This window comes from Pilosibacter sp. YYHA0881, from assembly GCF_051602715.1.
Lineage (GTDB): Bacteria > Bacillota > Clostridia > Lachnospirales > Lachnospiraceae > Alitiscatomonas > Alitiscatomonas aceti.
Map to the genome: position 1 here is coordinate 57759 of NZ_CP175657.1, position 23978 is coordinate 81736.

The window sequence follows — 23978 nt, forward strand, 5'->3', positions numbered from 1 at the left end:
TGGAATAATCATAACTCTAATGAATCTTCAGCATCTACCCACATCTGTAAATTCCCATCAAGATATAACCTTGCATATTCTAATGGCTCATCGATTGCAAGCGATGTCAAAGCACAATCAGATCCAGGTGTGGTTCTTAAATTTTTTTCTGCTTCCCAACAATCAATACGGAGTATATAGCCCGTATTAGTATATACATCAATGCTGTTGCACTGTGGATTGTATTCTGCAAATATTGTTCTCATCGTATCCCATCTCCTTATCATTTAATCAATCAGTAGTAGCAAAAATTAAGAAGCATTTCAATCAGTTCACCATGTCACTTTTATTTTGTGTTATACTGTCTTATAGATTTTTCTTGCCCTTGTATTTGCCCTTATCAGAGTGCATAAACACTGATGGGACGATATAACACAAGGGAAATAATAAGGGAAAGCTCACCTGCGACAAATCCAGTGTTTTCAAGGGGTTGCGAAGAATTTAATAATAAAATATAACAGTTATTAAATTTCTTAAAACAGGTGAAATCTCAATCGGAATTTATGGAGGAGTATATGGACTGGTTAAATGTATTCGGACTGATAATGATTGCAGTCACTATGTAAACGCACCATAGCAAGTACCTGTTCATAAGCTTTATTTTCTGCAATAATAGTTGACCGCTTCGGAGAAGATGTGACAACCCTTGCGTATGATATGACTTCTTCCAGAGTACAGACCGAAGTACCAGCCAGTCCTGCCTTTTTCAGTTGGGTGTCTGGCTTTAATGGCAAGGTACAGATGCTTGCACCGGAAAGTGTAAAAGAACAGTACAGACAGATGATTGCACAAGCCGATGAGGGTATGCAGGAAAGCGAATAATGCAGATTTGAATTATAAGACTATGAAGCGAGGTAGTGGATATGGAAAAAGACCCGTTTAAGGAATATTTGAGGGAGTCTGAACCGGATAAAGCTTATAAGGGGTATGCTTGGAGTACGGCAATCGGACTTCAGGCAGTGGACGGACTCAAACCATCTAAATATTTGATTGATACTGCCATTCAGAACATTGAAGGTAAAATCACGATGAAGGAAGCACAGAGTCTTATTGACAGCTATTATGAAGAAAGACCAGTGCATTTGTCCGATGATGAGCGTACCGAAGAAGCAGATAAGGTTTCGTCCCGTATCGCAGAAATTCTTTCTGAAACAGCGTTTTCATTTTCGCCAAACGAATATATCTCTATCCATCGTAAACTCTTTCAGGGTATTTATAAACACGCCGGAAAGATCAGAGATTACAACATCACAAAGAAAGAATGGGTGCTTGATGGAGCAACCGTTATGTACGGTAGTGCGTCCGAACTGAGAGCTACACTTGAATACGATTTTTCGCAGGAGAAAGATTTTAGCTACAAAGGACTTTCAATGGACGAGATTATCCATCATCTTGCGCTATTTGTTTCAAGGTTATGGCAAATCCATATCTTCGGGGAAGGTAATACGAGAACAACGGCAGTGTTCTTCATCAAATACTTAAAGGCGCTTGGGTTCTCTGCAACCAATGATATTTTTGCAGAAAATGCGTGGTATTTCAGAAATGCACTTGTCCGTGCAAACTATACGAACTTGCGAAAAGGTATTCACGAAACAACAGAGTATCTGGAAGCGTTTCTCAGAAATCTACTTTTGAACGAGAAAAATGAGCTTTATAATCGAAATCTTCATATAAGTGGACTTTTGAATGAAGAAAAAGTGGACATTCAAGATACAAAAGTGGATAATGAAAGTGTACTTTCCGAAAAAGGTAGTGATTTCTCGGTAAAAACGACGATTCATATCCATAGACTTTTTGAAAAGTTTGGTTTCGATGAGGTGTTTGGAAGAAGTGCAGTTATGGAACTTCTTGGGCTGAAAGGTTCAGGTGCTTCAAAACTTCTTTCCAATTTAGTGCAGGCAGATATTATTGAGCCAGTATCCGGTCACGGAAAAGGAAGATATAAATTTAAGATGTAATTTGGGCATTGTAGGGGGCTGTCGGTTAATACCGATTTTTTCCCCGGATAACAAAAGAATGAGACAGTCCGCAGAACTCCTGGCTTTTTCAGGGCCATAGTTTTCTGCCGGACTGTCTCATTCCCTTTTTGTCTCCAATTTCAGGGCATAGTATCCCCTCGTTTGGCATTTTGGGAACGCTCATTGCCTTTAAGCAGTTTTTTGTTCCTTTTTCCCTTCGTATTTTTCAATCTCATGATGCAGAAACCGGTGGTATTTCATGATATTCCGCCCGATCGCATACAGCATGAACTCTTTATACACCTTTTCTTTTGAACGGTAATGGAATCTCCGGAAGTTCTCATTCTCTTTGATGTCACCAAAGTGGCCTTCCGTCTGGATCGACCGTGTCTGACGCTTCAGGATCCCTTCTTCACTCTGGATGTTTTCATTGGTTTCCTCTTTCAGCTCTTCCCACCGTTCATTGATCTTCATGACCTTGTTTCGGTCTGAATGCTTTTCAGCATCATATTTGTACAGACATTTTGCCTTATGTTCACAACCGCTGCAGTCTGCACAGCCATATACTTCAAAGGTCTGGGTATACCCATCCTGTATCCTGCTTTCCGTCCGCATATGCCGCAGTTCCCGCCCATCATGGCAGATGTAGTAATACTCATCCTCAAAAACGGCACAGCTCATGTTATAATACTTTCCGATATCCGCTTGGTATGCACGGGTCTTCCGTTTTTCGTGATCCTGAAGCTTGATATAGCTTTTTCCCCTTAAAATCATAAAAAGCATCCCGCCTGGGTCTCTGGCCTTTGGTCAGCCAGATGAAAGCCAGGTCCCGTTCACACAGCTCCACGATCCGGTCAACGGCCCGGATGCCACGCATGTTTGCGTAGGTAACAACAGCATACAGCATGATTGGATTGTACCCGGTTCTTCCCTGGTCTGAACAACAGGCCAGCAGGCTTGAAAAATCCAATTCCTCCATTACTTTTTTCAGGGTATAGACAGGATCGTCGTCGGGTAAATGCAATTCGAAGAAGCTGAAGTTAATTTTCTGTTGCCCAAAATCAAAAAAGTTGTTATAATAATCTTGTTTAAGCATAGTTCCATTATAACATGGAACGGGGAAAAGATGGTTGTCGTTAGCCATCTTTTTCTCTTTTTTATGAAAAAATTTCAGGGTCGGTTGTGACTCACATAAGTCACAGCCGGCCCTGTTTTAGACTATCTATTTCCCGACAGCCCACTAGTAACAAGGGCTTATAGCCCTAGAGCAAACCACCCGTTGGACAGGTGATTATGATTGTGCAGACCGTCTGCAAAAATTGCAGACTGAAAGTTTATTGACCCCAGGGCCTTTTTAGGTACAGGCAGCTCTTTAAAACTGTCTATCTTTACACATTAAACCGGAATAATACAACATCTCCGTCTTTTACCACATACTCTTTCCCCTCGATCCGTACCAGTCCCTTTTCCTTGGCGGCAGAGTAGCTTCCGCAGTCCAGAAGATCCTGGTAGTTGACCACCTCGGCCTTAATGAAGCCCCTCTCAAAATCGGAGTGGATCTTTCCTGCGGCCTGGGGAGCCTTGGTGCCTACCTTAATGGTCCAGGCGCGGGTCTCCTTTTCACCGGCAGTCAGATAGCTGATGAGGCCCAAGAGACGGTAGCTGGCGGCGATGAGCTTTTCCAGACCGGATTCCTTTAAACCAAGATCCTCCAGAAATTCCTTCTTTTCGTCATCGTCCAGCTCGGCGATCTCCTGCTCGATCTGGGCGCAGATCACAAATACCTCGCTGTCATTTTCAGCGGCAAATCCGCGGACCTGGTTCACATACTCATTGGAAGCGCCATCGTCGGCCAGATCGTCCTCGCTTACGTTGGCGGCAAAGATCACCGGCTTCCAGGTCAGGAGGTTTAAGGTGTTGATAAAGTCTCTGGTGTCCTCATCGTCACAGGGGAAGCTTTTTGCCAGTTTTCCGTCCTCCAGATGGGCCTTTAATGATTTTAAAAGCTCCACCTCCTTGGCCAGGGCCTTGTTGTTGGCAGCGCCGCGGCCGTTTTTGGCGATCCGCCGGTCCAGGATCTCGATATCAGAGAAGATCAGCTCCAGGTTGATGGTCTCGATGTCGCGGAGCGGGTCCACGCTGCCGTCCACATGGATCACGTTGGGATCCTCGAAGCAGCGTACCACATGGACGATGGCGTCCACCTCACGGATATTGGACAGGAACTGGTTTCCCAGGCCCTCGCCCTTGGAGGCGCCCTTTACGAGGCCTGCGATATCCACGAATTCGATGACCGCAGGAGTGGTCTTTTCAGAATGATAAAGGTCTGTCAGCAGCTTTAAACGGAAGTCCGGAACCGGAACCACGCCCACGTTGGGGTCGATGGTACAGAACGGATAGTTGGCGGATTCCGCGCCGGCTTTTGTCAGAGAGTTGAACAGTGTGCTCTTTCCTACATTAGGAAGGCCAACGATACCTAATTTCATGGGTCTATATTCTCCTTTGCTTTTCCTATTGCATATAAGGTGCTTTTCATCTGGCCGGTCTTTTAGGAGACCGCAGGGCCATGAGCCCGGAAAAGGGTCCAAAGCCACAAGTAATCATAGCATATGCATTTCTTTTTCTCAAGGCAAAAATCACTGCTTTTGGCCCAGCAGCTCCCAGAGAACCGAAACATAGAGCTTAAGTCCCGTCATCAGCGCGTTCTCGTCGATGTCGAACCGGGCGTTGTGGTGGGGAGCCGCAATGTCGCAGCCGATGCACATGTAGGCTGCCTTTCCGCCATGGGCCTGGACTCTGGACATCAGGTAGGCGGCGTCCTCGGAGCCGGTGAAGCCTCCGCTGGGAACGTAGCGGGTGATCTCCGGGATCCTGGAAGCCCCGGCTTTTATGAAGGGCTCCAGGGCGTCGTCGCTGTCGGCACCGGAGGCGCTGCCCATGATCTTTGTATCCACCGTGCATCCGAACATTTCAGCCGCGCCCTTTAAGCTGCTCATGGCCCGGCCAAAGACGGTGCGTTCGATCTCCGTGGTCTCTCCCCGGGTCTCCAGCTGGAGGACCGCCCGGTCTGCAACCACGTTCCGTCCGGTGCCTCCGGAGATGGTCCCCACGTTGAGCCTGGCGGCTCCCCGGGAGTCCTGACAGGCGGTATGCATGGCCAGGGTGGCTGAGCAGGCGGCCAGGATCGCGTTATGGCCATCCTGGGGGGAAGCCCCTGCATGGGAGGAGAGGCCGGTGATGACTGCGTCTATTTTTGTAGTAGAGAGGAAGCCGTTGGTCAGGGCCAGGAGCTCGCCGGTTTTCCAGCCCATGCCCAGATGGCCGGAAAGGAACCAGTCCACGTCGTCCAGGATGCCGCTTTCTGCAATGGACTGGGCGCCCCGGACGCCTTCCTCCGCCGGCTGGAAGATGACCTTTATGACGCCGGAGAGATCCTTACGGATGGCGTTCAGAGCCAGGCAGACGAAAAGCCCCAGGGAAGCGTGGCCATCGTGGCCGCAGGCGTGCATGCATCCGCAGTTTTCAGAAGAAAAGCCATTTTTTACCGGAAGGCGGCAGGGGTCCATATCCTCGCCCACATCGTTGCAGTCGATATCAAAGCGCAGCGCCGTCACCGGTCCGGGATTTCCGGTTTCGATCACAGCCATGGCCCCGGTGAAGCCGTCCATTTCCTTAATGATACCGGCGTCCGCTCCCTGGCTTACGGCACGCTCCATGCATACGTCCAGCTCCTTCTGGGGAGGATAACCCCAGAGATAATCCCTGTGAAGGATCTCTTTTCCATATTTTGCAGGGATCCCGTGATCTTTCAGCGCGGCAATGAGTCTGGCAGTGGTATAAAATTCCTTCCATCCTGGCTCCGGATGACGGTGCAGGTCCCGGCGGAAGCGTATTAGGGCTTCCCGGCAGTCCTCCAGGCTGTTTAAATAAGAAGTGATATCCATTTTTTGCCTCCATTCAGCAGTATTTTTTCTGCTTTCAGTATATAAGCCCCGGATGAAAAATGCAAGGAAAACGGGTGTGGGCTGCACAACAGAAACGGGAACTTTTGTCGAAATAAGGGAGACGGTGTCATGCGAATTTATTTGCTTTTTGTAGTATTTCGGAGTAAAATAGGAAACATAAACGACAAAAGGAGTGTTTGATATGGCGGAAGGGGCAGATTTAAGCTTTATACACCTGGGGATATCCGTCCAGAATATGACAAAAAGCTTCTCTATTTTTGGAGTATCCTTTGCATATTACGGCCTGATCATCGGGATCGGAATGATCGCCGGACTTCTGGTGGCCCAGCAGGATGCTAAAAGGAGGGGGCAGGATCCGGAGATATATCTGGATTTCATGCTGTATGGAGTGATCTTTGCGATCATCGGGGCCCGTCTCTATTATGTGGTGTTCCAGTGGGGGTATTATAAGGATCATCTGGCGGAGATCTTCAATATACGGAAGGGCGGCCTGGCCATCTACGGAGGGATCATCGCCGCAGTGGTCACGCTGATCGTGTTCACAAGAAAGCGTAAGCTTTCATTCCTGTCCATGGCGGACAGCGCCTGTCTCGGCCTTGTGACCGGGCAGATCATCGGCCGCTGGGGAAACTTTGTGAACTGCGAGGCCTTCGGCGGCTATACGGACAGCCTGTTCGCCATGCGGATCAAACGGAGCATTGTCAATGAAAGCATGATATCCCAGGAACTTCTGGAGAATCTGATCACGGAAAACGGGATCGAGTATATCCAGGTCCACCCGACGTTCCTTTACGAATCCATGTGGAACCTGGGGCTTCTTTTATTTATGCTCTGGTACAGAAAGAGAAAGAAATTTACAGGAGAAATGTTACTGATTTATCTTACCGGATATGGAATCGGACGCGCGTGGATCGAAGGGCTTCGGACGGACCAGCTTCTGATCCCGGGAACGGAACTTGCAGTCTCTCAGGTATTATCCATGGTGATCGCGGTCATTTCCCTGGCTGTTCTCCTGTTCCATCGAAGGAAGGGACCAGGAGAAAGCGAGGAAACAGTGTAAATGAATGGGTTGAATGAAGAGCGTGAGAAGCTGATCCAGAGGATCGAGAGTGTGAGAGCAAAGCTGAACCGGAGTATTGATGAGAAGGAGGATTACGCTGCCGTATATCAGTACAGTGTGGAGCTGGATGCCTTGATCGAGCAGTATATGGCGGCCGGCTATTAGCGGAACCGGCGCGGGCCGGTCTTTGTGTTCACGTTTTTTGTTTGGCCCGTTGGTGGGCGGTACGAAAGAGGAGAAATTCCCCTGTTGTCCAATAAAACTTAAAAGCAGATGGGGCCGTCGGGAACAGGATTCCCGGCGGTTTTTTCTTTAAAAATTCCTTGCTATTTTCTTTCATATGTACTAATATTAAAGAAGAAGTGGTGGAAAGTGGGTTAAAGTGGTGCTAAATGGTGGAACGGTGGTTCCCCATGGAGCGCGGTGGCAACAGGAGAAGACGATGTTCATTGGAGAATACAGTCACACAATCGATGCCAAGGGCCGTTTGATCGTACCATCCAGGTTCCGGGAACAGCTGGGCGATGAGTTCGTTGTGACCAAGGGACTGGACGGGTGTCTTTTTGTGTACGAAAATTCCGAATGGAGATCCTTTGAAGAAAAACTCCACGCACTTCCTCTTACAAATGCCAATGCCAGAAAATTTACAAGGTTTTTCCTGGCCGGCGCCAGCGCCTGCGAGGTGGACAGGCAGGGCAGAATCCTGATCCCTGCGGTCCTCCGGGAATTTGCGAAGCTGGAAAAGGATGTGGTCCTGGTGGGAGTCGGAAGCCGGATCGAGATCTGGAACAAGGCGCTCTGGACAGAGAAGAACGTGTATGATGATATGGAAGAAATCGCAGAAAATATGGAAGGTCTTGGCATATGATTTTTGAACACAAGTCAGTTCTCCTTTATGAAACCGTAGACAGCCTGAATATTAAGCCGGACGGGATCTATGTGGACGGTACCCTGGGCGGCGGCGGCCATGCTTATGAGGTCCTAAAGCGGCTGGGCCCCAAAGGCCGTCTCATCGGCATCGACCAGGATGCAGACGCCATCCAGGCAGCTTCTGGGAGGCTTAAGGAATACGGAGAGAAGGTTACCATCGTCAGGAGCAATTACAGAAATATAAAAGAGGTGCTGTCCAGCCTGGGGATCGAAAAAGTGGACGGGATCTACCTGGACCTGGGCGTATCCTCCTATCAGCTGGATACGGCAGAGCGGGGCTTTACCTACCGGGAAAACGCGCCGTTGGATATGCGTATGGACCAGAGAAACGAAAAAACGGCCGCGGATATCGTCAATGAATACAGCGAGATGGAGCTGTACCGGATCATCCGTGATTACGGTGAGGACCGGTTTGCGAAAAATATTGCAAAGCACATTGTGAAAGCGCGCCAGGAGAAACGGATCGAAACCACCGATGAGCTGGTGGAGATCATCAAGGCCGCCATCCCGGCCAGGGTACGGGCCGAGGGAGGCCACCCGGCCAAGCGCACCTTCCAGGCCATCCGCATTGAGCTGAACCATGAGCTGGAGGTGCTGGACGAATCCATCGATACAATGGTGGATCTTTTAAATCCAGGAGGAAGGCTTTCCATCATCACCTTCCACTCGTTGGAGGACCGGATCGTCAAGACACGGTTTAAGACCTGTGAAAACCCATGTATCTGCCCGCCGGACTTTCCCGTATGCGTCTGCGGAAGGAAAAGCCGGGGAAAGGTCATCACAAGAAAGCCTATCGTTCCCAGCGGACAGGAGCTGGAGGAAAATACAAGATCAAAAAGCTCAAAGCTCCGTGTGTTTGAACGGAGCGGATCATAAGGAATAGGAAAGGAAGTGATAGTATGGCAGCAAAGACCAGAAGAGGGGCAGCGCCGGAATATGTCAGTGGGACTGCGGCCAGAAAGCTGGAACCGGAAAGAAGACAGGAGAGGCCCAGGGAGCCCAGACGGGAGGCCAGCAGCCAGAGCCGTACTGTTACTGTCAGAAGAAACCAGGAAAAAGCACTCCAGATGGACCTGCCGTATGTGATCGTACTGACCATTGCCGCAGTGTGCACCCTTTATTTCTGCGTCAGCTATTTACAGCTCCAGTCCTCCATCGCCGCCAGGCTCAACCACATCGAGGCCCTGGAGGCATCCATTGAAAAAAAGAAGGCGGACAATGACGCTCTGGAGACCCGGATCAATACGTCCATCGATCTGGACAATATCTATAAGATCGCCACAGAGGAGCTGGGGATGGTCTATGCCAATAAGGACCAGGTAAGGATGTATAACAAGACAGAAAGCGAGTATGTTAGACAGTATGAAGACATCCCGGAACGGTAGTCAGAACAAGCACAAAAAAATATTCTCAAGATACATGCAGGAAAAGCTGGCGGTTACGGTCCTCGTAATTACGCTGGCTTTGTTTGGTCTTGCGGTGAAGCTCTATATGCTGGTGGATGAGAAGAACGAGGAGTATACGGAGATCGTCTTAAACCAGCAGTCCTCCTACAACAGCCGTACCCTGCCCTACCGGCGGGGGGACATTGTGGACCGGAACGGCACCTACCTGGCCACCAGCGAAAAGGTCTACAATCTGATCCTGGATCCCAACCAGATCAATAAGGATTCAGCCAATTATCTGGAGACCACAGTGACGGCCCTGGTGGACGTATTCGGATACGACCGGGAGGAGATCCTTTCAGCCATCAATGAAAACCCGAATTCCTATTATGTGAAGTTCCGGAGACAGCTTTCGGCAGAGGAAAAGGAGGCCTTCGAGGCAAAGGCCAAAGAGGTGAACAAGCAGTATATAGACTCCAGGAGCAGGAAGCGGGTCCAGGGCGTATGGTTTGAGGACGAGTATAAGCGGGTCTATCCCTACGGCTCCGTGGCCTGCAATGTGGTGGGCTTTTCCTTTGACAACGGAAAGCAGGGAAGCGGCGGCATCGAGCAGTTTTACAACGATCAGCTCATCGGCACCAACGGCCGGGAGTATGGCTATCTGGATGCCGAATCCAATATGGAGAAGGTCATCAAATCAGCGGAAAACGGAAACACCATTGTTTCCACCATTGACACCAATATCCAGAAGATCGTGGAAAAGTACATCGACGAGTGGATGAACGGCATCGGGAGCAAGACGGCGGCGGTGCTGGTGATGAACCCCAACAACGGCGAGATCCTGGCCATGGCCTCCAACCGGCGGTATGACCTCAACGATCCGAGAAATCTGGGGGCTATGTACACCCAGGAGCAGATCGACGCCATGACTGAGGAGCAGAAGTCAGAGGCCTGGAACCAGATGTGGAGGAACTTCTGTGTCAGCGACAGCTTCGAGCCAGGTTCCCCGGCCAAGCCCTTAACGGTGGCGGCTGCCCTGGAGGAGGGGGTGATCGGCCCCCAGGAGACCTTTGTCTGCGACGGCGCCCAGGAGGTGGGCGGCCACCGGATCAAGTGCGTCAGCATTTACGGCCACGGCGTCCTTTCGGTGGAGCAGACCCTGATGAAATCCTGCAACGACGCGATGATGCAGATCGCAGCCCGTATGGGTGTGGAACGGTTTGCCAGATACCAGGAGATCTTCGGCTTTGGCCAGAAGACGGGGATCGATCTTCCCGGCGAGGCCGATACGGCCGGACTGATCTTCCATGCAGACAACATGGGAGCGGCGGATCTGGCCTGTAACTCCTTTGGTCAGACGTACAACTGTACCATGGTCCAGATGGCGGCGGCCCTGTCGTCGGTGATCAACGGCGGCTCCTATTATGAGCCCCATGTGGTGAAGCAGATCTTAAACGACCAGGGAGCCGTGGTGAAGAAGGTGGAACCCAATCTGGTGCGGGAGACCGTATCCCAGGCCACCAGCGATTTTGTAAGAAACGCCATGTTCCTGACCGTGGACAGTGAGGAAGGCACCGGTAAGGCAGGACGGGTGGCCGGATATAAGATCGGCGGAAAGACGGGAACGGCCCAGAAGCTGCCCCGGTCTGCCAACAATTACCTGCTGTCCTTTGCGGGCTTTGCCCCGGCCGACGATCCCCAGGTCCTGACCTATGTGGTCATCGACACGCCCAATCTGCCGGGAAAGGAACAGGCCCACAGTACCTTTGCCACAGAGGTGTTCCAGAAGATCATGACAGAAGTCCTTCCTTATATGAATATTTTCCCGGATACGGATGTGGCCGGGACCGAGGACGAGAGCCTGGCGGCCCAGGGTGAGGGGATCACCAACCAGAACCAGGGCGGTCTGGAGCCCGGAGGGGAAGCTGGAGACGGAGAGACCCAGGCAGAGGAAACGGAGCCCATGACCGATGAAAACGGGGAGACCATTCCGGAGACCGAGCCGGCCGGTGAGGAGGTCGTGCCTTATGACGACGGGCTGGGACTTCCCGACACCGTGGCCGGAGGCGGCCAGACCCCTGGGGAGGCGGCCTCTGAGACTCTGTCGGAAACGCCTCCGGCCCCAGGGCCAGAAAACGCTCCGGAAGGCCAGGGGGAAACAGAGCCCCAGTAGATGGGATGCATTCCGGCGGCCCGGAGCCGCCGGGGACGAAGATACAGAGAGGTGACGGATGGAAAGACAGATCGATTTAAATGAGATTTCAGACGGAAGGCTCTACGGGCTTTCTGATATGGTAAGAGCAGACTGCGGCGGCTGTGCAGGCTGCTCTGCCTGCTGTTCGGGCATGGGCCGGTCGGTGGTCCTGGATCCCCTGGATATGCACCGTCTGGCAGAAGGGACAGGAGTGGGAGCAGAGACGCTTTTGACTGAAAATTTAGAACTGAATGTGGTGGATGGGATCGTCCTCCCCAATCTAAAAATGACAGGGGTGGGGGAAAGATGCACGTTCCTGGATCAGAACGGACGCTGTACGGTCCACAGCTTCCGCCCGGGGATCTGCCGGATCTTCCCTCTGGGGCGGCTGTATGAAAACGGGAGCTTCCAGTATTTTCTCCAGGTCAGGGAGTGCCGGAAGACAAACCGGGCCAAGATCAGGGTGAAAAAGTGGATCGATATGCCGGAAGCGGAAAAATATGATGCCTATATTTCCAGATGGCATTATTTTTTAAAGAAGCTTTCCAGGATCGTCCGGGAGGATACAGAAGGGATCCTGTCCAGGAACCTGAGCATGTATGTGTTAAAGGAATTTTATCTGACTCCCTATGACAGGAATGGGGACTTTTATGCCCAGATCGAGAAACGGATCGGGAAGGCGGAGGCAGTCTTTGGGATCAGCCATTCATAATTTCTGGTGAAATGAAATATAATGAGTAACAAAACACGGACATGGATGTGGCGTCATGAGCTCTTTTCTGACCCATCACAGGAGACGGATCCTGGTGACCATGGCGTTTTTGTCGCTTTTTATGGCCGGGCTCTGCGGCCAGCTGGGCTATCTGATGATCTTCCGGTCAGAGCATTACAGCACCATGGCCGACGATCTCCATGAAAGGGAACGGACCATCAAGGCGGCCAGAGGGGAGATCGTGGACCGGAACGGCACGGTCATCGCCTCCAACCGGACGGTCTGTACGGTCTCCGTGGTCCATAACCAGGTGGAGGAGCCGGAGGCGGTGATCCGGATGCTCTCCGGGGAACTGGAGCTGCCGGAGGCAGAGGTCCGCAAAAAGGTGGAAAAGCGCTCCTCCCGGGAGATCATAAAGACCAATGTGGATAAGGCCGACGGAGACCGGATCCGCTCCCATGGCTTTGCTGGCGTCAAGGTGGATGAGGATTATAAGCGGTATTACCCCTACGACAGCCTGGCTTCCCGGGTCCTGGGCTTTACAGGGGCCGATAACCAGGGGATCATCGGCCTGGAGGTCATGTACGAAAAATACTTAAAGGGCCGGGACGGAAAGATCCTTACCCTGTCCGATGCCAAAGGCGTGGAGGTGGAAAATGCCGCAGAGGAGCGGCTGGAGCCGGTGGCCGGGAACACCCTGACTGTGAGCCTGGACGTGAACATCCAGAAATACGCAGAGCAGGCCGCGTACCAGGTGATGGAGCGGAAGGGGGCCAGGGCCGTTTCGGTCATTGTCATGAACCCTCAGAACGGGGAGATCTATGCCATGGTCAATGCCCCGGAATTTCATCTCAACGCCCCGTTTTCCCTGGCAGAGGGGGATGGGGCCGCTTCCGGAAAGGAAAAACAGGATCTTTTGAACGCCATGTGGAGGAACCGGTGCATCAACGACACCTATGAGCCGGGCTCCACCTTCAAGATCATCACGGCCGCAGCCGGTCTGGAGGCCGGAGTGGTCTCCCTGGAGGACCGGTTTTCCTGTCCGGGCTTCCGGATCGTGGAGGACCGGAAGATCCGGTGCCATAAGGTGGGCGGCCACGGCGGCGAGACCTTTTTACAGGGAGCCATGAACTCCTGTAATCCGGTGTTCATCGATGTGGGACAGCGGCTGGGAGCGGAGCGTTTTTACGATTATTTCCAGCAGTTCGGCCTGCTGGGGAAAACAGGCATCGACCTTCCCGGGGAGGCGGCCACCATTATGCATAAGAAGGAAAATATGGGTCTGGTGGAACTGGCCACGGTCTCCTTTGGACAGTCGTTCCAGATCACTCCCATCCAGCTTGTGACCACCGCCTCCTCCATCATCAACGGAGGGAACCGGATCACACCCCATTTTGCCATAAAGGCGGAGAGCCGGGACGGCTCTCTGGTGCGGGAGTTTACGTATCCCGTAAGGGAAAATGTGGTATCGGAGGAGACCAGCCGGACCATGCGGCATATCCTGGAGCAGGTGGTGGCTGAGGGCAGCGGGAAACGGGCAAAGGTGGATGGCTTCCGGATCGGAGGAAAAACGGCCACCTCGGAAAAGCTTCCCAGGAGCCGGAAAAAGTATATCTCTTCTTTTCTGGGCTTTGCCCCGGCTGACGATCCCCAGGTCATTGCCCTCATCACCATTGACGAACCGGTGGGGATCTACTACGGCGGAACCATCGCAGCCCCGGTCATTGCCGACATTTTTGAGAACATCCTTCCTTATCTTGGGCTTCTGCCTGGAAATGAAACGTAGCGTTCAGCCATGCGTCGTTCTGTCCGCCCTCAGCGGACAAGAAGAGCTGGGCGTCTGTCCCATGAAGATCCGGACAGAAAACAAGGAAATGGTGTTTTCCCATTGATTAATTCTTTAAAAGGACGTATACTAAAAAGACCCAATACATAAGAGACAGAGGTGCAATATGGTTAATGAGACAATCCTGGCGGTCATCATCGCCTTTGCGGTCAGTGCGGCGCTTTGCCCCATCGTGATCCCATTCCTTCATAAATTAAAGTTCGGCCAGCAGGTCCGGGAGGACGGTCCCCAGGCCCATTTAAAAAAACAGGGGACGCCTACCATGGGGGGACTGATCATCCTTTCCAGCATTGTGATCACGTCCCTTTTTTATATGAAAGATTATCCCCGGATCATCCCGGTGCTGTTCATGACCGTGGGCTTCGGGATCATCGGCTTTCTGGACGACTATATCAAGATCGTCATGAAACGGTCCGAGGGGCTGAATCCGAAACAGAAGCTTCTGGGCCAGATCGTGATCACAGGGATCTTCGCCTATTATCTGATGACCTCCGGGGAGGTAGGAACGGAAATGCTGATCCCCTTCACCGGCGGCTTTGAAAACGGATATTTCCTGGATCTGGGGTGGCTCTTTGTACCGGCCCTGTTCTTTATCGTCCTTGGAACGGACAACGGCGTCAATTTCACAGACGGTCTGGACGGACTCTGCACCAGTGTGACGATCCTGGTGGCCACTTTTTTTACCGTGGTGGCTCTGGGAGAGGAGAGCGGCATCAGCCCCATCACGGGCGCCGTTGTGGGAAGTCTTCTGGGCTTCCTCTTATTTAATGTATATCCGGCCCGGGTATTTATGGGAGATACGGGATCTCTGGCCCTGGGAGGCTTTGTGGCCTCCAGCGCCTATATGATGCAGATGCCTGTCTTCATCGCCATTGTGGGCCTTATCTATCTGGTGGAGGTGCTTTCCGTTATCATCCAGGTCACTTATTTTAAAAAGACCGGCGGAAAGCGGATCTTTAAGATGGCTCCCATCCATCATCACTTTGAACTGTGCGGATGGTCTGAAACGAGAGTCGTCGCCGTATTTTCCATCATCACGGCAATCCTTTGTCTGGTTGCTTACTTAGGATTATAGCAGGGAGGAATATTCATGTCACAGAAAGTATTAGTTGCCGGAACCGGCATCAGCGGGATCGCAGCGGCAAAGCTTCTTCTGGCCCAGGGCGGGGAAGTGGTATTATATGACGGAAACGAGAAGCTTTCCGCCGAGGAATTAAAGAAAAATTTTGATGAGGGCGCAAAGGTCTCCGTGATCTTAGGAGAACTGAAGAAGCTGGATCTTTCCGGCGTGGAGCTCTGCGTCATCAGTCCGGGTATCTCCCTGGAAGCACCCTTTGTGGCTGTTCTGGACGAGGCCCGGGTCCCCATCTGGAGCGAGATCGAGCTGGCCTATCACTGTTCCCAGGGAAAGCTCATCGCCATCACCGGAACCAACGGAAAGACCACCACGACGGCCCTGACTGGCGAGATCATGAGGCATTTCTTTAACAGCGTATTTGTAGTTGGAAATATCGGTGATCCCTATACGGCCCATGCCAGGGAGACCACGGAGGAATCGGTGACGGTGGCCGAGGTCTCCAGCTTCCAGCTTGAGACCATTATGGAGTTCCATCCCAATGTTTCGGCCATCACCAACATCACTCCGGACCACCTGGACCGCCATAAGACCATGGACTGCTACATCCAGGTAAAGGAGGGGATCGCCAGGAACCAGACAGAAGAGGATTCCTGTGTATTAAATTATGACGATCCGGAGCTCCGTGCCTTTGGCTCCACCTTAAAGAGCAAGGTGATCTACTTCAGCCGGAGGGAAAAGCTGGACCAGGGCGTATATATGGACGGCGACAGGATCGTATACCGCCACGGCGGAAAGACGGAGCCTGTGCTGGATGTCAAGGATCTCCAGATCATCGGCGGCCACAACCATGAAAATGTGATGACAGCTGTGGCCATCTCCCTCCAGATGGGCGTGCCCATCCCTGTGATCCGCGAGGCCTGCATGGCCTTTAAGGCGGTGGAGCACCGGATCGAGTTCGTGCGGGAGCGGTTCGGAGTCACCTACTATAACGATTCCAAGGGGACCAACCCGGATGCGGCCATCCAGGCCATCCGCGCCATGCCGGGGCCCACGCTGCTGATCGCCGGAGGCTATGACAAGCATTCGGAATATGACGAGTGGATCGAAAGCTTTGACGGAAAGGTGCGGTATCTGGTGCTTATCGGCCAGACCAGGGATAAGATCGCCGAGTGTGCAAAAAAACATGGGCTCACGGATATCATGTACGCAGAGGATATGCAGGAGGCTGTCCAGGTCTGCGCCTCCTACGCCAATGCCGGCGATTATGTGCTGCTTTCTCCGGCCTGTGCAAGCTGGGGAATGTTTAAAAATTATGAAGAGCGGGGGCGGATCTTTAAGGAATGCGTGAACAATCTGTAAATGACCGCAGAAGGGCCGGGCATCCGGAGCAGAGGGGACGGACGGAAGCCAGCCGTCCCCAGCCCCAGCCCAAAAAGAAAAAGCCCAGGCGTTTTTATGATTACAGCCTGCTGTTTACCATCATCTTCCTGACCGTGTTCGGCCTGGTGATGATATACAGCTCCAGCTCCTACAACGCCCAGGTCCTGGGCCAGGGACCGGCCTATTATATGAAACGGCAGGGATACATAGCTCTGGCAGGCTTTGCGGCCATGCTGGTCATTTCCAAGATGGATTACCACTTTTTTGCGAAATTTACCGTTCCGGCCATCGTGGTATCCTATATCTGTATGTTTCTGGTGAATTTCACCAGCCTGGGGATCAAGGTCAACGGACAGAAGCGGTGGCTGGGGACCAGGTCCGTGCGGTTCCAGCCCACAGAGCTTGTAAAGGTGACGGTGATCCTGGTGCTGGCGGTGGTGATCACCCGGCTGGGGAAAAAGATCGATGAGTGGAGGAGCTGGGGAATGCTGATCGTCCTGATCGCCCCGCTGGCCCTGATGGTCATGGCCAATAACTTAAGCTCCGGCCTGATCATCGTGGGCATCGGCTTTGTGATGATGTTCATTGCCTGTAAGAAAAAATGGATCTTCATCCTTTCCATGGCGCTGGGGGCGGCAGTGTTCATTTTTGCGCCCATGATCGCCATGGGCCTGGAAAAGGCCGGGATCCTGGAATCCTACCAGCTGAGCCGGATCCTGGTGTGGAAGAATCCGGAGGCGTATCCCAGGGACGGAGGCTACCAGGTGCTCCAGGGGCTTTATGCCATCGGCTCCGGAGGCCTTCTGGGCAAGGGGCTGGGACAGAGCATCCAGAAGCTCAGCTTCCTTCCGGAGCCCCAGAACGATATGATCTTTGCCATCATCTGCGAGGAGCTGGGCCTGTTCGGGGCCATATCGGTGATCCTGATCTTTTTATTCATGATCTACCGTTTCATGCTGATCGCTGGAAATGCGCCGGATCTTTTTGGGGCCCTTCTGGTGGTGGGAGTCATGGCCCACATTGCCATCCAGGTGATCTTAAACATTGCCGTGGTGACCAATGTGATCCCCAATACGGGCATCACTCTGCCGTTCATCAGCTATGGAGGCACCTCGGTGCTGTTCCTCATGGTGGAGATGGGCATGGCTCTCAGCGTGTCCAACCAGATAAAGCTGGAGAGATAAGGATAAGGAGGAACACCGGGCCTGTCCGCTGCATAGGATACTGTATAGCATGCATCTGGGGGGATCCGTTTGTCTGCAATACAGATCCAGGGCCTAAGGCCCTTAAAGGGAACCGTTGGGATCCAGGGTTCCAAAAATGCGGTGCTGCCCATGATGGCGGCGTCTCTGCTGGCCGACGGCGTCACCGTGATCCGTCATGTGCCGGAGATCGAGGACGTTTTTTCCATGATGGGGATATTGGAAAGCCTGGGCTGTAAATGCAGCCTGGAAAAGGGAGTCCTGACGGTGGATACAAAAGCATCGTCCGGCCACAGGATCCCCGAGGAATACGTTGGGAAAATGCGCTCGTCCTGTCTCCTTCTTGGACCGCTTCTGGCGGAACGGGGAGAGGCGGTGACGTATTATCCCGGAGGCTGTGTCATTGGAAAGCGGCCCATCGACCTGCATCTGTACGCCCTGAAGCGGCTGGGGGCTTCCTTTTTTGAGGCTGGAGGCATGATCCTGGCCCGGGCAGACCGGCTCCGGGGAGCCAGGATCCGGTTTTCCTATCCCAGCGTGGGAGCCACGGAAAATGCTATCCTGGCGGCTGTGACCGCAGAGGGAGAGACAGAGATCGAAAACTGTGCCAGAGAGCCGGAGATCATGGAGCTCTGCCGGTTCCTGGCCGCCATGGGAGCCAGGATCCGCGGCGCAGGGAAGAGCCGGATCGCTGTGGAGGGCGTAAGGCGTCTGTATCCTGCGGAATTTTTTCTGGGCGGGGACCGGATCTGTGCCGGAACGTATCTGGCGGCCGCCGCCATGACGGCGGGAGACGTGACCGTTATGGGAGCGGAGCCGGAGGACCTGCGGGAGCCGGTTTACATTTTAAGGCGCATGGGCGCTGACATATCCATAAAAGAAAGAGAAAAGGAGATCCGTCTGCGGATGGATCAGAGGCCCGGTCCTGTTTCGCTCTGTACCGGTCCCTATCCGGGATTTCCCACGGATCTCCAGTCGGTCTTCCTGGCGGCGGCCTCTGTGGCCTGCGGGGAGAGCCGGATCACAGAAACCGTTTTTGAAGCCAGATTTGCGGCGGCGGCCCTGCTGCGGCAGTTTGGAGCCAGGATCCGTACAGAGGGACAGACGGCCGTGGCCCTGGGAACGTATCCCTTAAGGCCCGGGATCGCAGATGCGCCGGATCTGAGAGGCGGGGCGGCCCTGGTGCTGGCAGGCCTGGCGGCAGACGGCCTTTCGATCATTGGGAGCTGCCGGCATATCCGGCGCGGCTATGAGGATCTCTGCCGGGATCTTGGGAGCCTGGGCGCGGAGATCTGCTGGCTCTAGGAACTTCATGACAGCCGGATACCGGCCAGACAGGATGGGAGTACAGGTAATAGGATGAGGAGAAGAAGAGGATACGCGGGCTATGGCTACCGGAGGAGAAGGAGAGGAAAGAAGGTCCTGGCAGTGGCAGGGATCCTTCTTGGGATCCTGCTCCTTCTGGCTGCCCTTGTTTTTGCAGTCCGCATTAAGGAGATCAAGGTCACGGGAAACAGCCACTATACAGAGGAGCAGGTCATCGATCTGGTCCTTGGCGGAAAATGGTCCAGAAATTCGGCGTTCTGTTATTACGAGAACCGGTTCAGGGAGCATAAATCCATCCCGTTCATCGAGGAATATAAGATCGAATTCAAGAGCCCCACAAAGATCGAGATCGTGGTCTTTGAAAAGAGCGTGGTAGGCTACGTTTCGTATATGAGCAGCTATATGTATTTCGATAAGGACGGCATCATCGTGGAGAGTTCTGTGGAGCAGCTTCCAGGCGTGCCGTGGATCACAGGACTGGATTTCGGCCATATTATCCTGCACCAGCCCCTTCCTGTGGCAGATCCCGATACCTTTGGGGAGATCTTAAATCTGACCCAGGTGCTGTCGGTCCATGAGGTGAAGGTGGACAAGGTGGATTATCACAGCTCCATGGCAGGAGCCGGGGAGATCCGGCTCCATATCGGCGATGTGGTGGTGGAGCTGGGGGATTCTGAGGATCTGGACGGAAAGGTAACGGAGCTTTCCGGCATCCTTCCGGAGCTTTCCGGGCTTTCCGGCACCCTGTATCTGGATACCTATGACGAAACCAACAGTACGCCCACATATACCTTCAAAAAGAAATAAAGTTTGTGAAAATAATAGTTGATATTTTTTCAAAAATCAAATATGATATATGTTAGATTAATTTGGACTATTTCCGCAAAAGAAACGCAGTGGAAGTTTAAAAGGAGGAGACGTTCTTGTTAGAAATAAAAATAAATGAGGCAGAGAATGCCGCAAGGATTCTTGTGATCGGTGTCGGCGGCGCCGGAAATAACGCAGTAAACCGCATGGTGGAAGAGAATATCCTGGGAGTAGAATTCATCGGGATCAATACCGATAAGCAGGCGCTCCAGTTCTGTAAGGCCCCCACGGCCATGCAGATCGGCGAGAAGCTCACAAAGGGGCTGGGCGCAGGCGCAAAGCCGGAGATCGGTGAAAAGGCTGCCGAGGAGAGCCAGGAGGAGCTGGCGCAGGCCATGAAGGGTGCGGATATGGTATTCGTTACCTGCGGTATGGGCGGCGGCACCGGTACGGGCGCGGCTCCTGTGATCGCCAGAATCGCCAAGGATATGGGGATCCTTACAGTCGGCGTTGTGACAAAGCCCTTCCGCTTTGAGGCAAAGCAGCGTATGAACAATGCCCTGGAGGGAATTGAAAACCTGAAAAATGCAGTGGATACCCTGATCGTGATCCCCAATGACCGTCTTCTGGAGATCGTTGACAGGCGGACAACCATGCCGGATGCTTTAAAGAAGGCCGATGAGGTGCTCCAGCAGGCCGTACAGGGGATCACAGATCTGATCAACGTTCCCGGCCTCATCAACCTGGACTTCGCTGATGTCCAGACCGTTATGACGGACAAGGGCATCGCCCATATCGGTATCGGTAAGGCCAAGGGCGATGACAAGGCCTTAGAGGCAGTGAAGCAGGCCGTATCCAGCCCGCTCCTTGAGACTACCATTGAAGGCGCTTCCCATGTGATCATCAATATTTCCGGCGATATCAGCTTGATCGAGGCCAACGAGGCTGCCAGCTACGTTCAGGAGCTGGCCGGTGACGATGCCAATATCATTTTCGGCGCCATGTATGATGAAAATGCCGAGGACGAGGCTACGATCACCGTGATCGCCACCGGACTGGACGCCCACGGAGCCAATACTCCTGTGGAACGGGCCATGAAGGATTTCACCAATTATAAGCAGAAGGTACCGGCTCCCTCTGTCCAGAAACCGGTATCTCCCATGCCGAGGACTGCTGCGCCGGCAGCCGGAGAGGCAGCAGCTGCAGCAGCTCCCCAGTTAAATATCCCCAACAGCACACCGGTCTACCGTCCGGCTCATAAAGAGACACAGATCAATATTCCGGACTTCTTAAAGAACCGCAGATAGATTCTAACTTTTCAGAATGTGACAGGCGCCGCAGCTTTCAGCGGCGCCGCGTCTCCTTTGATCTTACCAGTTCACAGACGGATTCGTCATAAAAATCCAAATATAAAAGAGCAGAATAAATATAAATTCCTTTCTTGCAAAATTCAAAGACATCTGACTGTTCTGTCGGTATTTCCAGCAAAAGAGAAAACGCGGAGGCTTCACTCTGGCTTTCGCGGGAAATGAAGAAAAAAGGCGATAAATAATAAGGCTTTTCCAGAGGATCTGACAAAATATGTGGGAAGGCAGGGCTATAATAAGTTCTGCCGCAGCCGCTTTATGGCTGCGGACCTTCTGCAAAAAAGGAGGGAGCGCCTTTGGAATATGAGTTTTATCTGGACTTATTTTTCCTCTGGGTCTTCTTCCTGGATCTTCTGGCCCTGTATCTGGCCTCCTGTTTAGGGAGGATACCGATGCGGGTCCCGGGATTTCTGGCTGCAGCGGCAGCCGGAAGCGTCTGCAACTGCGTCCTTGCTGTGTTTCCTGTCCTTCCGGCAGCGGCAGAGCTTTTTCTGGCGGCAGCCGGGATCGGAAGCCTCATGTGCTGGCTGGCTTTTTCTCCTGGGACGCCTGGAGAGCTCTTAAAGGCCGACGGGCTTCTGCTGGGGGCGGCCTGTATCCTGGGAGGGAGCCTGTTTTCCTTAAAAGAAATATTCTGGCTTACGGATTGGGAAAGCCTGGCGGCGGCTTCTGGAGCGGCGGCCATGGCGGGACTCTTTTTTAAGAGGGCTTTAAGGGAAAGGGAACGGGGGAGGGAGCGGTTTCTGGTGCGGCTTTTTTACAGGGGAGAGCAGAGAGAGTTCAAGGCCCTGGCAGATTCGGGAAACCGGCTCCGGGAGCCAGTCTCCGGAAGGCCGGTGAGCGTGGTATACGTCGGGGACCTGAAGGGCTTCTGCGATTCGGTGGACGGTGTGGTCTATATCCCCTACCGGGCCGTGGGGACCCGGGCAGGTCTGCTTCCGGCCGTGATATTCGAAAAAATGGAGATCGTATGGGAAAAAAGGACGGTGGAGATCCAGAGACCGGTGGTGGCGGTGGCCAGAGAGCCGCTGTCGGGGGACGGCGGTTTTACCATGCTGATCCCGGAGCAATTTGTGGTTTAAGGAGGAATGAAGATGATCATAAAAATCTCAGTGCCCAGCCGCTTCAGGCTGAAAAAGACGGCGACCTTTCGCACGATACTCATGCAGAACCAGGGAGAGATCCATTATATCGGCGGAGCCGACGTCCTGCCGGCGCCTCTGACCCTGGAGGAGGAGACCAGGACTCTGGCCTGCCTTGGGACTGAGGAGGAAAAGGAAGCCAGATCCCGGCTCATCGAACATAATCTGCGGCTGGTGGTCTACATAGCGAAAAAATTCGATAATACCAGCGTTGGGGTGGAGGATCTGATCTCCATCGGGACCATCGGGCTCATCAAGGCCATCAATACCTTTGATCCGGCGAAAAATATCAAGCTGGCCACGTATGCATCCAGATGCATTGAAAATGAGATCCTCATGTATTTAAGGAGGACCAGTAAGACGAAGCTGGAGGTTTCCATCGACGAGCCTCTTAATGTGGACTGGGATGGGAACGAGCTGCTCCTTTCGGATATTCTGGGAACAGACGAGGATGTGATCTATAAGGACATTGAGGACGAGATCGAAAAGGATCTTTTAAAGAATGCCATCGACCATCTGAACCCCAGGGAAAAGAAGATCGTGGAGCTGCGGTTCGGCTTAAAGCAGCCCGACGGCATGGAGATGACCCAGAAAGAGGTGGCGGATCTTATGGGGATCTCCCAGTCCTACATTTCCAGACTGGAAAAGAAGATCATGAAGCGGCTAAAGAAAGAGATCGTCCGGTATGAATAGAAAGAGGGAGCTGCTGCAAAAGAGGTTTCTAAGGTTTCCTTTTGCAGCAGCTCCCGGAGACTGCGGTATGTATCAGGCTTTTCCGTAAAGGCGTTCGTAGATCATGTCACAGAGGGCGTCTGCATAGGACTGGTCCGGCAGATCCCTTCCAGTCACCAGGTAATCCTGGATCAGTTCAAACCGCTTCAGCTCCAGCTCTTCCCCGGAAAGCTCCGGATCCTCCATCAGAAGCTGGTCGTCCAGCCCTCTGGCAGAGTAGGTCTTTAAAAACCACTGGAGGATATCCTCCGTTTCTTTTTCCTCATCCGCTGCCTGGACCTTTAACCGGGCCGCAGATTTTTTCGAGGATACAGCCACGGCGATGGAGCCGGCGGCCATGAGGATCAGAAGGACATGGAAGAGGATGCGGGAAACGCCGTAAAGAGGCAGGGGCAGATACCCCAGGAGACTCACAGCAGCGATCAAGGCCAGTACGCCGCCCACCAGGAAAAAGGCGGAGGCAGAGGAATTCATATCCTCATAGCGCTGCTCTTTTTTCACATAGGTACCAACCGGCTGCCTGGCCGGCTGTTTTTCCATTTCTTTTGCCGCTTTCTGCATCTCTTCATACCGGAGGCGCATTTCCTGCTCCAGTTTTTCCTTTTCAGCCGCCTTCTGGGCCTGGGCTGCTTCCCTGGATTCCACAAGGGGACCGCCGCAGTCGGTGCATACGGTGACACCCTCCACAAATTCCATATCGCATTTTGGACAGTATGGCATAATGATGAACTTCCTTTCTGCTGGTTAAAATTTATTATATAATAAAAACAAAAAAAGGTCTATACTTTCTCTGGTTTTGTGCTTCCATTTCTCGGGGAAATCGGGTAAAATGGGAGGGTATAAAAATTTTTAGAA

At 52.7% G+C, this 23978-nt stretch carries 21 protein-coding genes and 1 pseudogene; 17 read left to right on the forward strand and 5 right to left on the reverse strand.

The window, feature by feature from the left end; translation table 11 throughout:
• Nucleotides 1–8: 8 nt before the first annotated feature.
• A complete protein-coding gene (locus ACI6NM_RS00295; RefSeq protein ID WP_002578301.1) occupies nucleotides 9–245 on the reverse strand; it encodes a DUF6061 family protein in 237 nt (78 codons plus the stop codon).
• A 657-nt stretch (nucleotides 246–902) separates the two neighbouring features.
• On the opposite strand from ACI6NM_RS00295, the gene ACI6NM_RS00300 reads away from it, so the two are divergent.
• Nucleotides 903–1997: a Fic family protein gene (locus ACI6NM_RS00300; protein WP_262426941.1), complete on the forward strand. Its 1095-nt coding sequence runs from the start codon at nucleotides 903–905 to the stop codon at nucleotides 1995–1997.
• Nucleotides 1998–2186: 189 nt separating this feature from the next.
• On the opposite strand, the pseudogene ACI6NM_RS00305 reads toward ACI6NM_RS00300, so the two are convergent.
• The 3 genes and pseudogenes from ACI6NM_RS00305 to ACI6NM_RS00315 form a co-directional block, all read right to left on the reverse strand.
• A pseudogene (locus tag ACI6NM_RS00305) lies at nucleotides 2187–3093 on the reverse strand (transposase).
• 292 nt (nucleotides 3094–3385) lie between these two features.
• Complete coding sequence (ychF, locus tag ACI6NM_RS00310) at nucleotides 3386–4483, reverse strand: redox-regulated ATPase YchF (protein WP_262427487.1); 1098 nt, start codon at nucleotides 4481–4483, stop codon at nucleotides 3386–3388.
• Nucleotides 4484–4633: 150 nt separating this feature from the next.
• On the reverse strand, nucleotides 4634–5941 hold the full coding sequence (locus ACI6NM_RS00315) for an amidohydrolase (RefSeq protein WP_262427488.1): 1308 nt from the start codon (nucleotides 5939–5941) through the stop codon (nucleotides 4634–4636).
• 202 nt (nucleotides 5942–6143) lie between these two features.
• Between ACI6NM_RS00315 and lgt the strand changes: the two genes are divergently transcribed.
• From lgt to sigE, 16 genes are all read left to right on the forward strand, one after another.
• Complete coding sequence (gene lgt, locus ACI6NM_RS00320; RefSeq protein ID WP_262427489.1) at nucleotides 6144–7022, forward strand: prolipoprotein diacylglyceryl transferase; 879 nt, start codon at nucleotides 6144–6146, stop codon at nucleotides 7020–7022.
• Nucleotides 7023–7187, forward strand: coding sequence for an aspartyl-phosphate phosphatase Spo0E family protein (locus ACI6NM_RS00325; protein WP_022273839.1), 165 nt, complete (start codon nucleotides 7023–7025; stop codon nucleotides 7185–7187).
• 277 nt (nucleotides 7188–7464) lie between these two features.
• Nucleotides 7465–7890 carry a division/cell wall cluster transcriptional repressor MraZ gene (mraZ, locus tag ACI6NM_RS00330; RefSeq protein ID WP_022273838.1) on the forward strand — a complete coding sequence of 142 codons (426 nt, stop codon included), beginning with the start codon at nucleotides 7465–7467 and terminating at the stop codon, nucleotides 7888–7890.
• Nucleotides 7887–8828, forward strand: a complete 942-nt coding sequence (gene rsmH, locus ACI6NM_RS00335; protein ID WP_022273837.1) for a 16S rRNA (cytosine(1402)-N(4))-methyltransferase RsmH — start codon at nucleotides 7887–7889, stop codon at nucleotides 8826–8828. Before mraZ ends, rsmH begins: the two co-directional genes overlap by 4 nt.
• A gap of 23 nt (nucleotides 8829–8851) precedes the next feature.
• Nucleotides 8852–9337, forward strand: a complete 486-nt coding sequence (locus ACI6NM_RS00340; RefSeq protein ID WP_022273836.1) for a septum formation initiator family protein — start codon at nucleotides 8852–8854, stop codon at nucleotides 9335–9337.
• The gene (locus ACI6NM_RS00345) at nucleotides 9303–11510 is read left to right on the forward strand and encodes a penicillin-binding transpeptidase domain-containing protein (RefSeq protein ID WP_330599949.1); all 2208 of its coding nucleotides are present in this window, start codon (nucleotides 9303–9305) and stop codon (nucleotides 11508–11510) included. The genes ACI6NM_RS00340 and ACI6NM_RS00345 overlap by 35 nt, the downstream gene beginning before the upstream one ends.
• Nucleotides 11511–11568: 58 nt before the next feature.
• Nucleotides 11569–12243, forward strand: coding sequence for a YkgJ family cysteine cluster protein (locus ACI6NM_RS00350; RefSeq protein ID WP_262427490.1), 675 nt, complete (start codon nucleotides 11569–11571; stop codon nucleotides 12241–12243).
• A 55-nt stretch (nucleotides 12244–12298) separates the two neighbouring features.
• The gene (locus ACI6NM_RS00355) at nucleotides 12299–14029 is read left to right on the forward strand and encodes a peptidoglycan D,D-transpeptidase FtsI family protein (protein ID WP_262427491.1); all 1731 of its coding nucleotides are present in this window, start codon (nucleotides 12299–12301) and stop codon (nucleotides 14027–14029) included.
• A 166-nt stretch (nucleotides 14030–14195) separates the two neighbouring features.
• Entirely contained in the window at nucleotides 14196–15164 is a 969-nt protein-coding gene (mraY, locus tag ACI6NM_RS00360; protein ID WP_022273832.1) for a phospho-N-acetylmuramoyl-pentapeptide-transferase, read from the forward strand.
• A 9-nt stretch (nucleotides 15165–15173) separates the two neighbouring features.
• A complete protein-coding gene (murD, locus tag ACI6NM_RS00365) occupies nucleotides 15174–16526 on the forward strand; it encodes a UDP-N-acetylmuramoyl-L-alanine--D-glutamate ligase (RefSeq protein WP_262427658.1) in 1353 nt (450 codons plus the stop codon).
• Nucleotides 16508–17731 (forward strand): FtsW/RodA/SpoVE family cell cycle protein, encoded by a 1224-nt coding sequence (locus ACI6NM_RS00370; protein WP_022273830.1) that lies wholly within the window; start codon nucleotides 16508–16510, stop codon nucleotides 17729–17731. The genes murD and ACI6NM_RS00370 overlap by 19 nt, the downstream gene beginning before the upstream one ends.
• A 69-nt stretch (nucleotides 17732–17800) precedes the next feature.
• Entirely contained in the window at nucleotides 17801–19054 is a 1254-nt protein-coding gene (gene murA / locus ACI6NM_RS00375; RefSeq protein ID WP_262427492.1) for a UDP-N-acetylglucosamine 1-carboxyvinyltransferase, read from the forward strand.
• Between the two features lie 54 nt (nucleotides 19055–19108).
• Entirely contained in the window at nucleotides 19109–19882 is a 774-nt protein-coding gene (locus ACI6NM_RS00380; RefSeq protein WP_215653630.1) for a cell division protein FtsQ/DivIB, read from the forward strand.
• A 116-nt stretch (nucleotides 19883–19998) separates the two neighbouring features.
• The gene (gene ftsZ, locus ACI6NM_RS00385; RefSeq protein ID WP_022273149.1) at nucleotides 19999–21189 is read left to right on the forward strand and encodes a cell division protein FtsZ; all 1191 of its coding nucleotides are present in this window, start codon (nucleotides 19999–20001) and stop codon (nucleotides 21187–21189) included.
• 356 nt (nucleotides 21190–21545) lie between these two features.
• Nucleotides 21546–22331 carry a sigma-E processing peptidase SpoIIGA gene (locus tag ACI6NM_RS00390; RefSeq protein ID WP_262427493.1) on the forward strand — a complete coding sequence of 262 codons (786 nt, stop codon included), beginning with the start codon at nucleotides 21546–21548 and terminating at the stop codon, nucleotides 22329–22331.
• A gap of 12 nt (nucleotides 22332–22343) precedes the next feature.
• A complete protein-coding gene (gene sigE, locus ACI6NM_RS00395) occupies nucleotides 22344–23084 on the forward strand; it encodes an RNA polymerase sporulation sigma factor SigE (protein WP_158359350.1) in 741 nt (246 codons plus the stop codon).
• Between the two features lie 72 nt (nucleotides 23085–23156).
• Here the strand turns inward: sigE and ACI6NM_RS00400 are convergent, their stop codons facing one another.
• A complete protein-coding gene (locus ACI6NM_RS00400; protein ID WP_158359348.1) occupies nucleotides 23157–23843 on the reverse strand; it encodes a hypothetical protein in 687 nt (228 codons plus the stop codon).
• Nucleotides 23844–23978 lie beyond the last annotated feature (135 nt).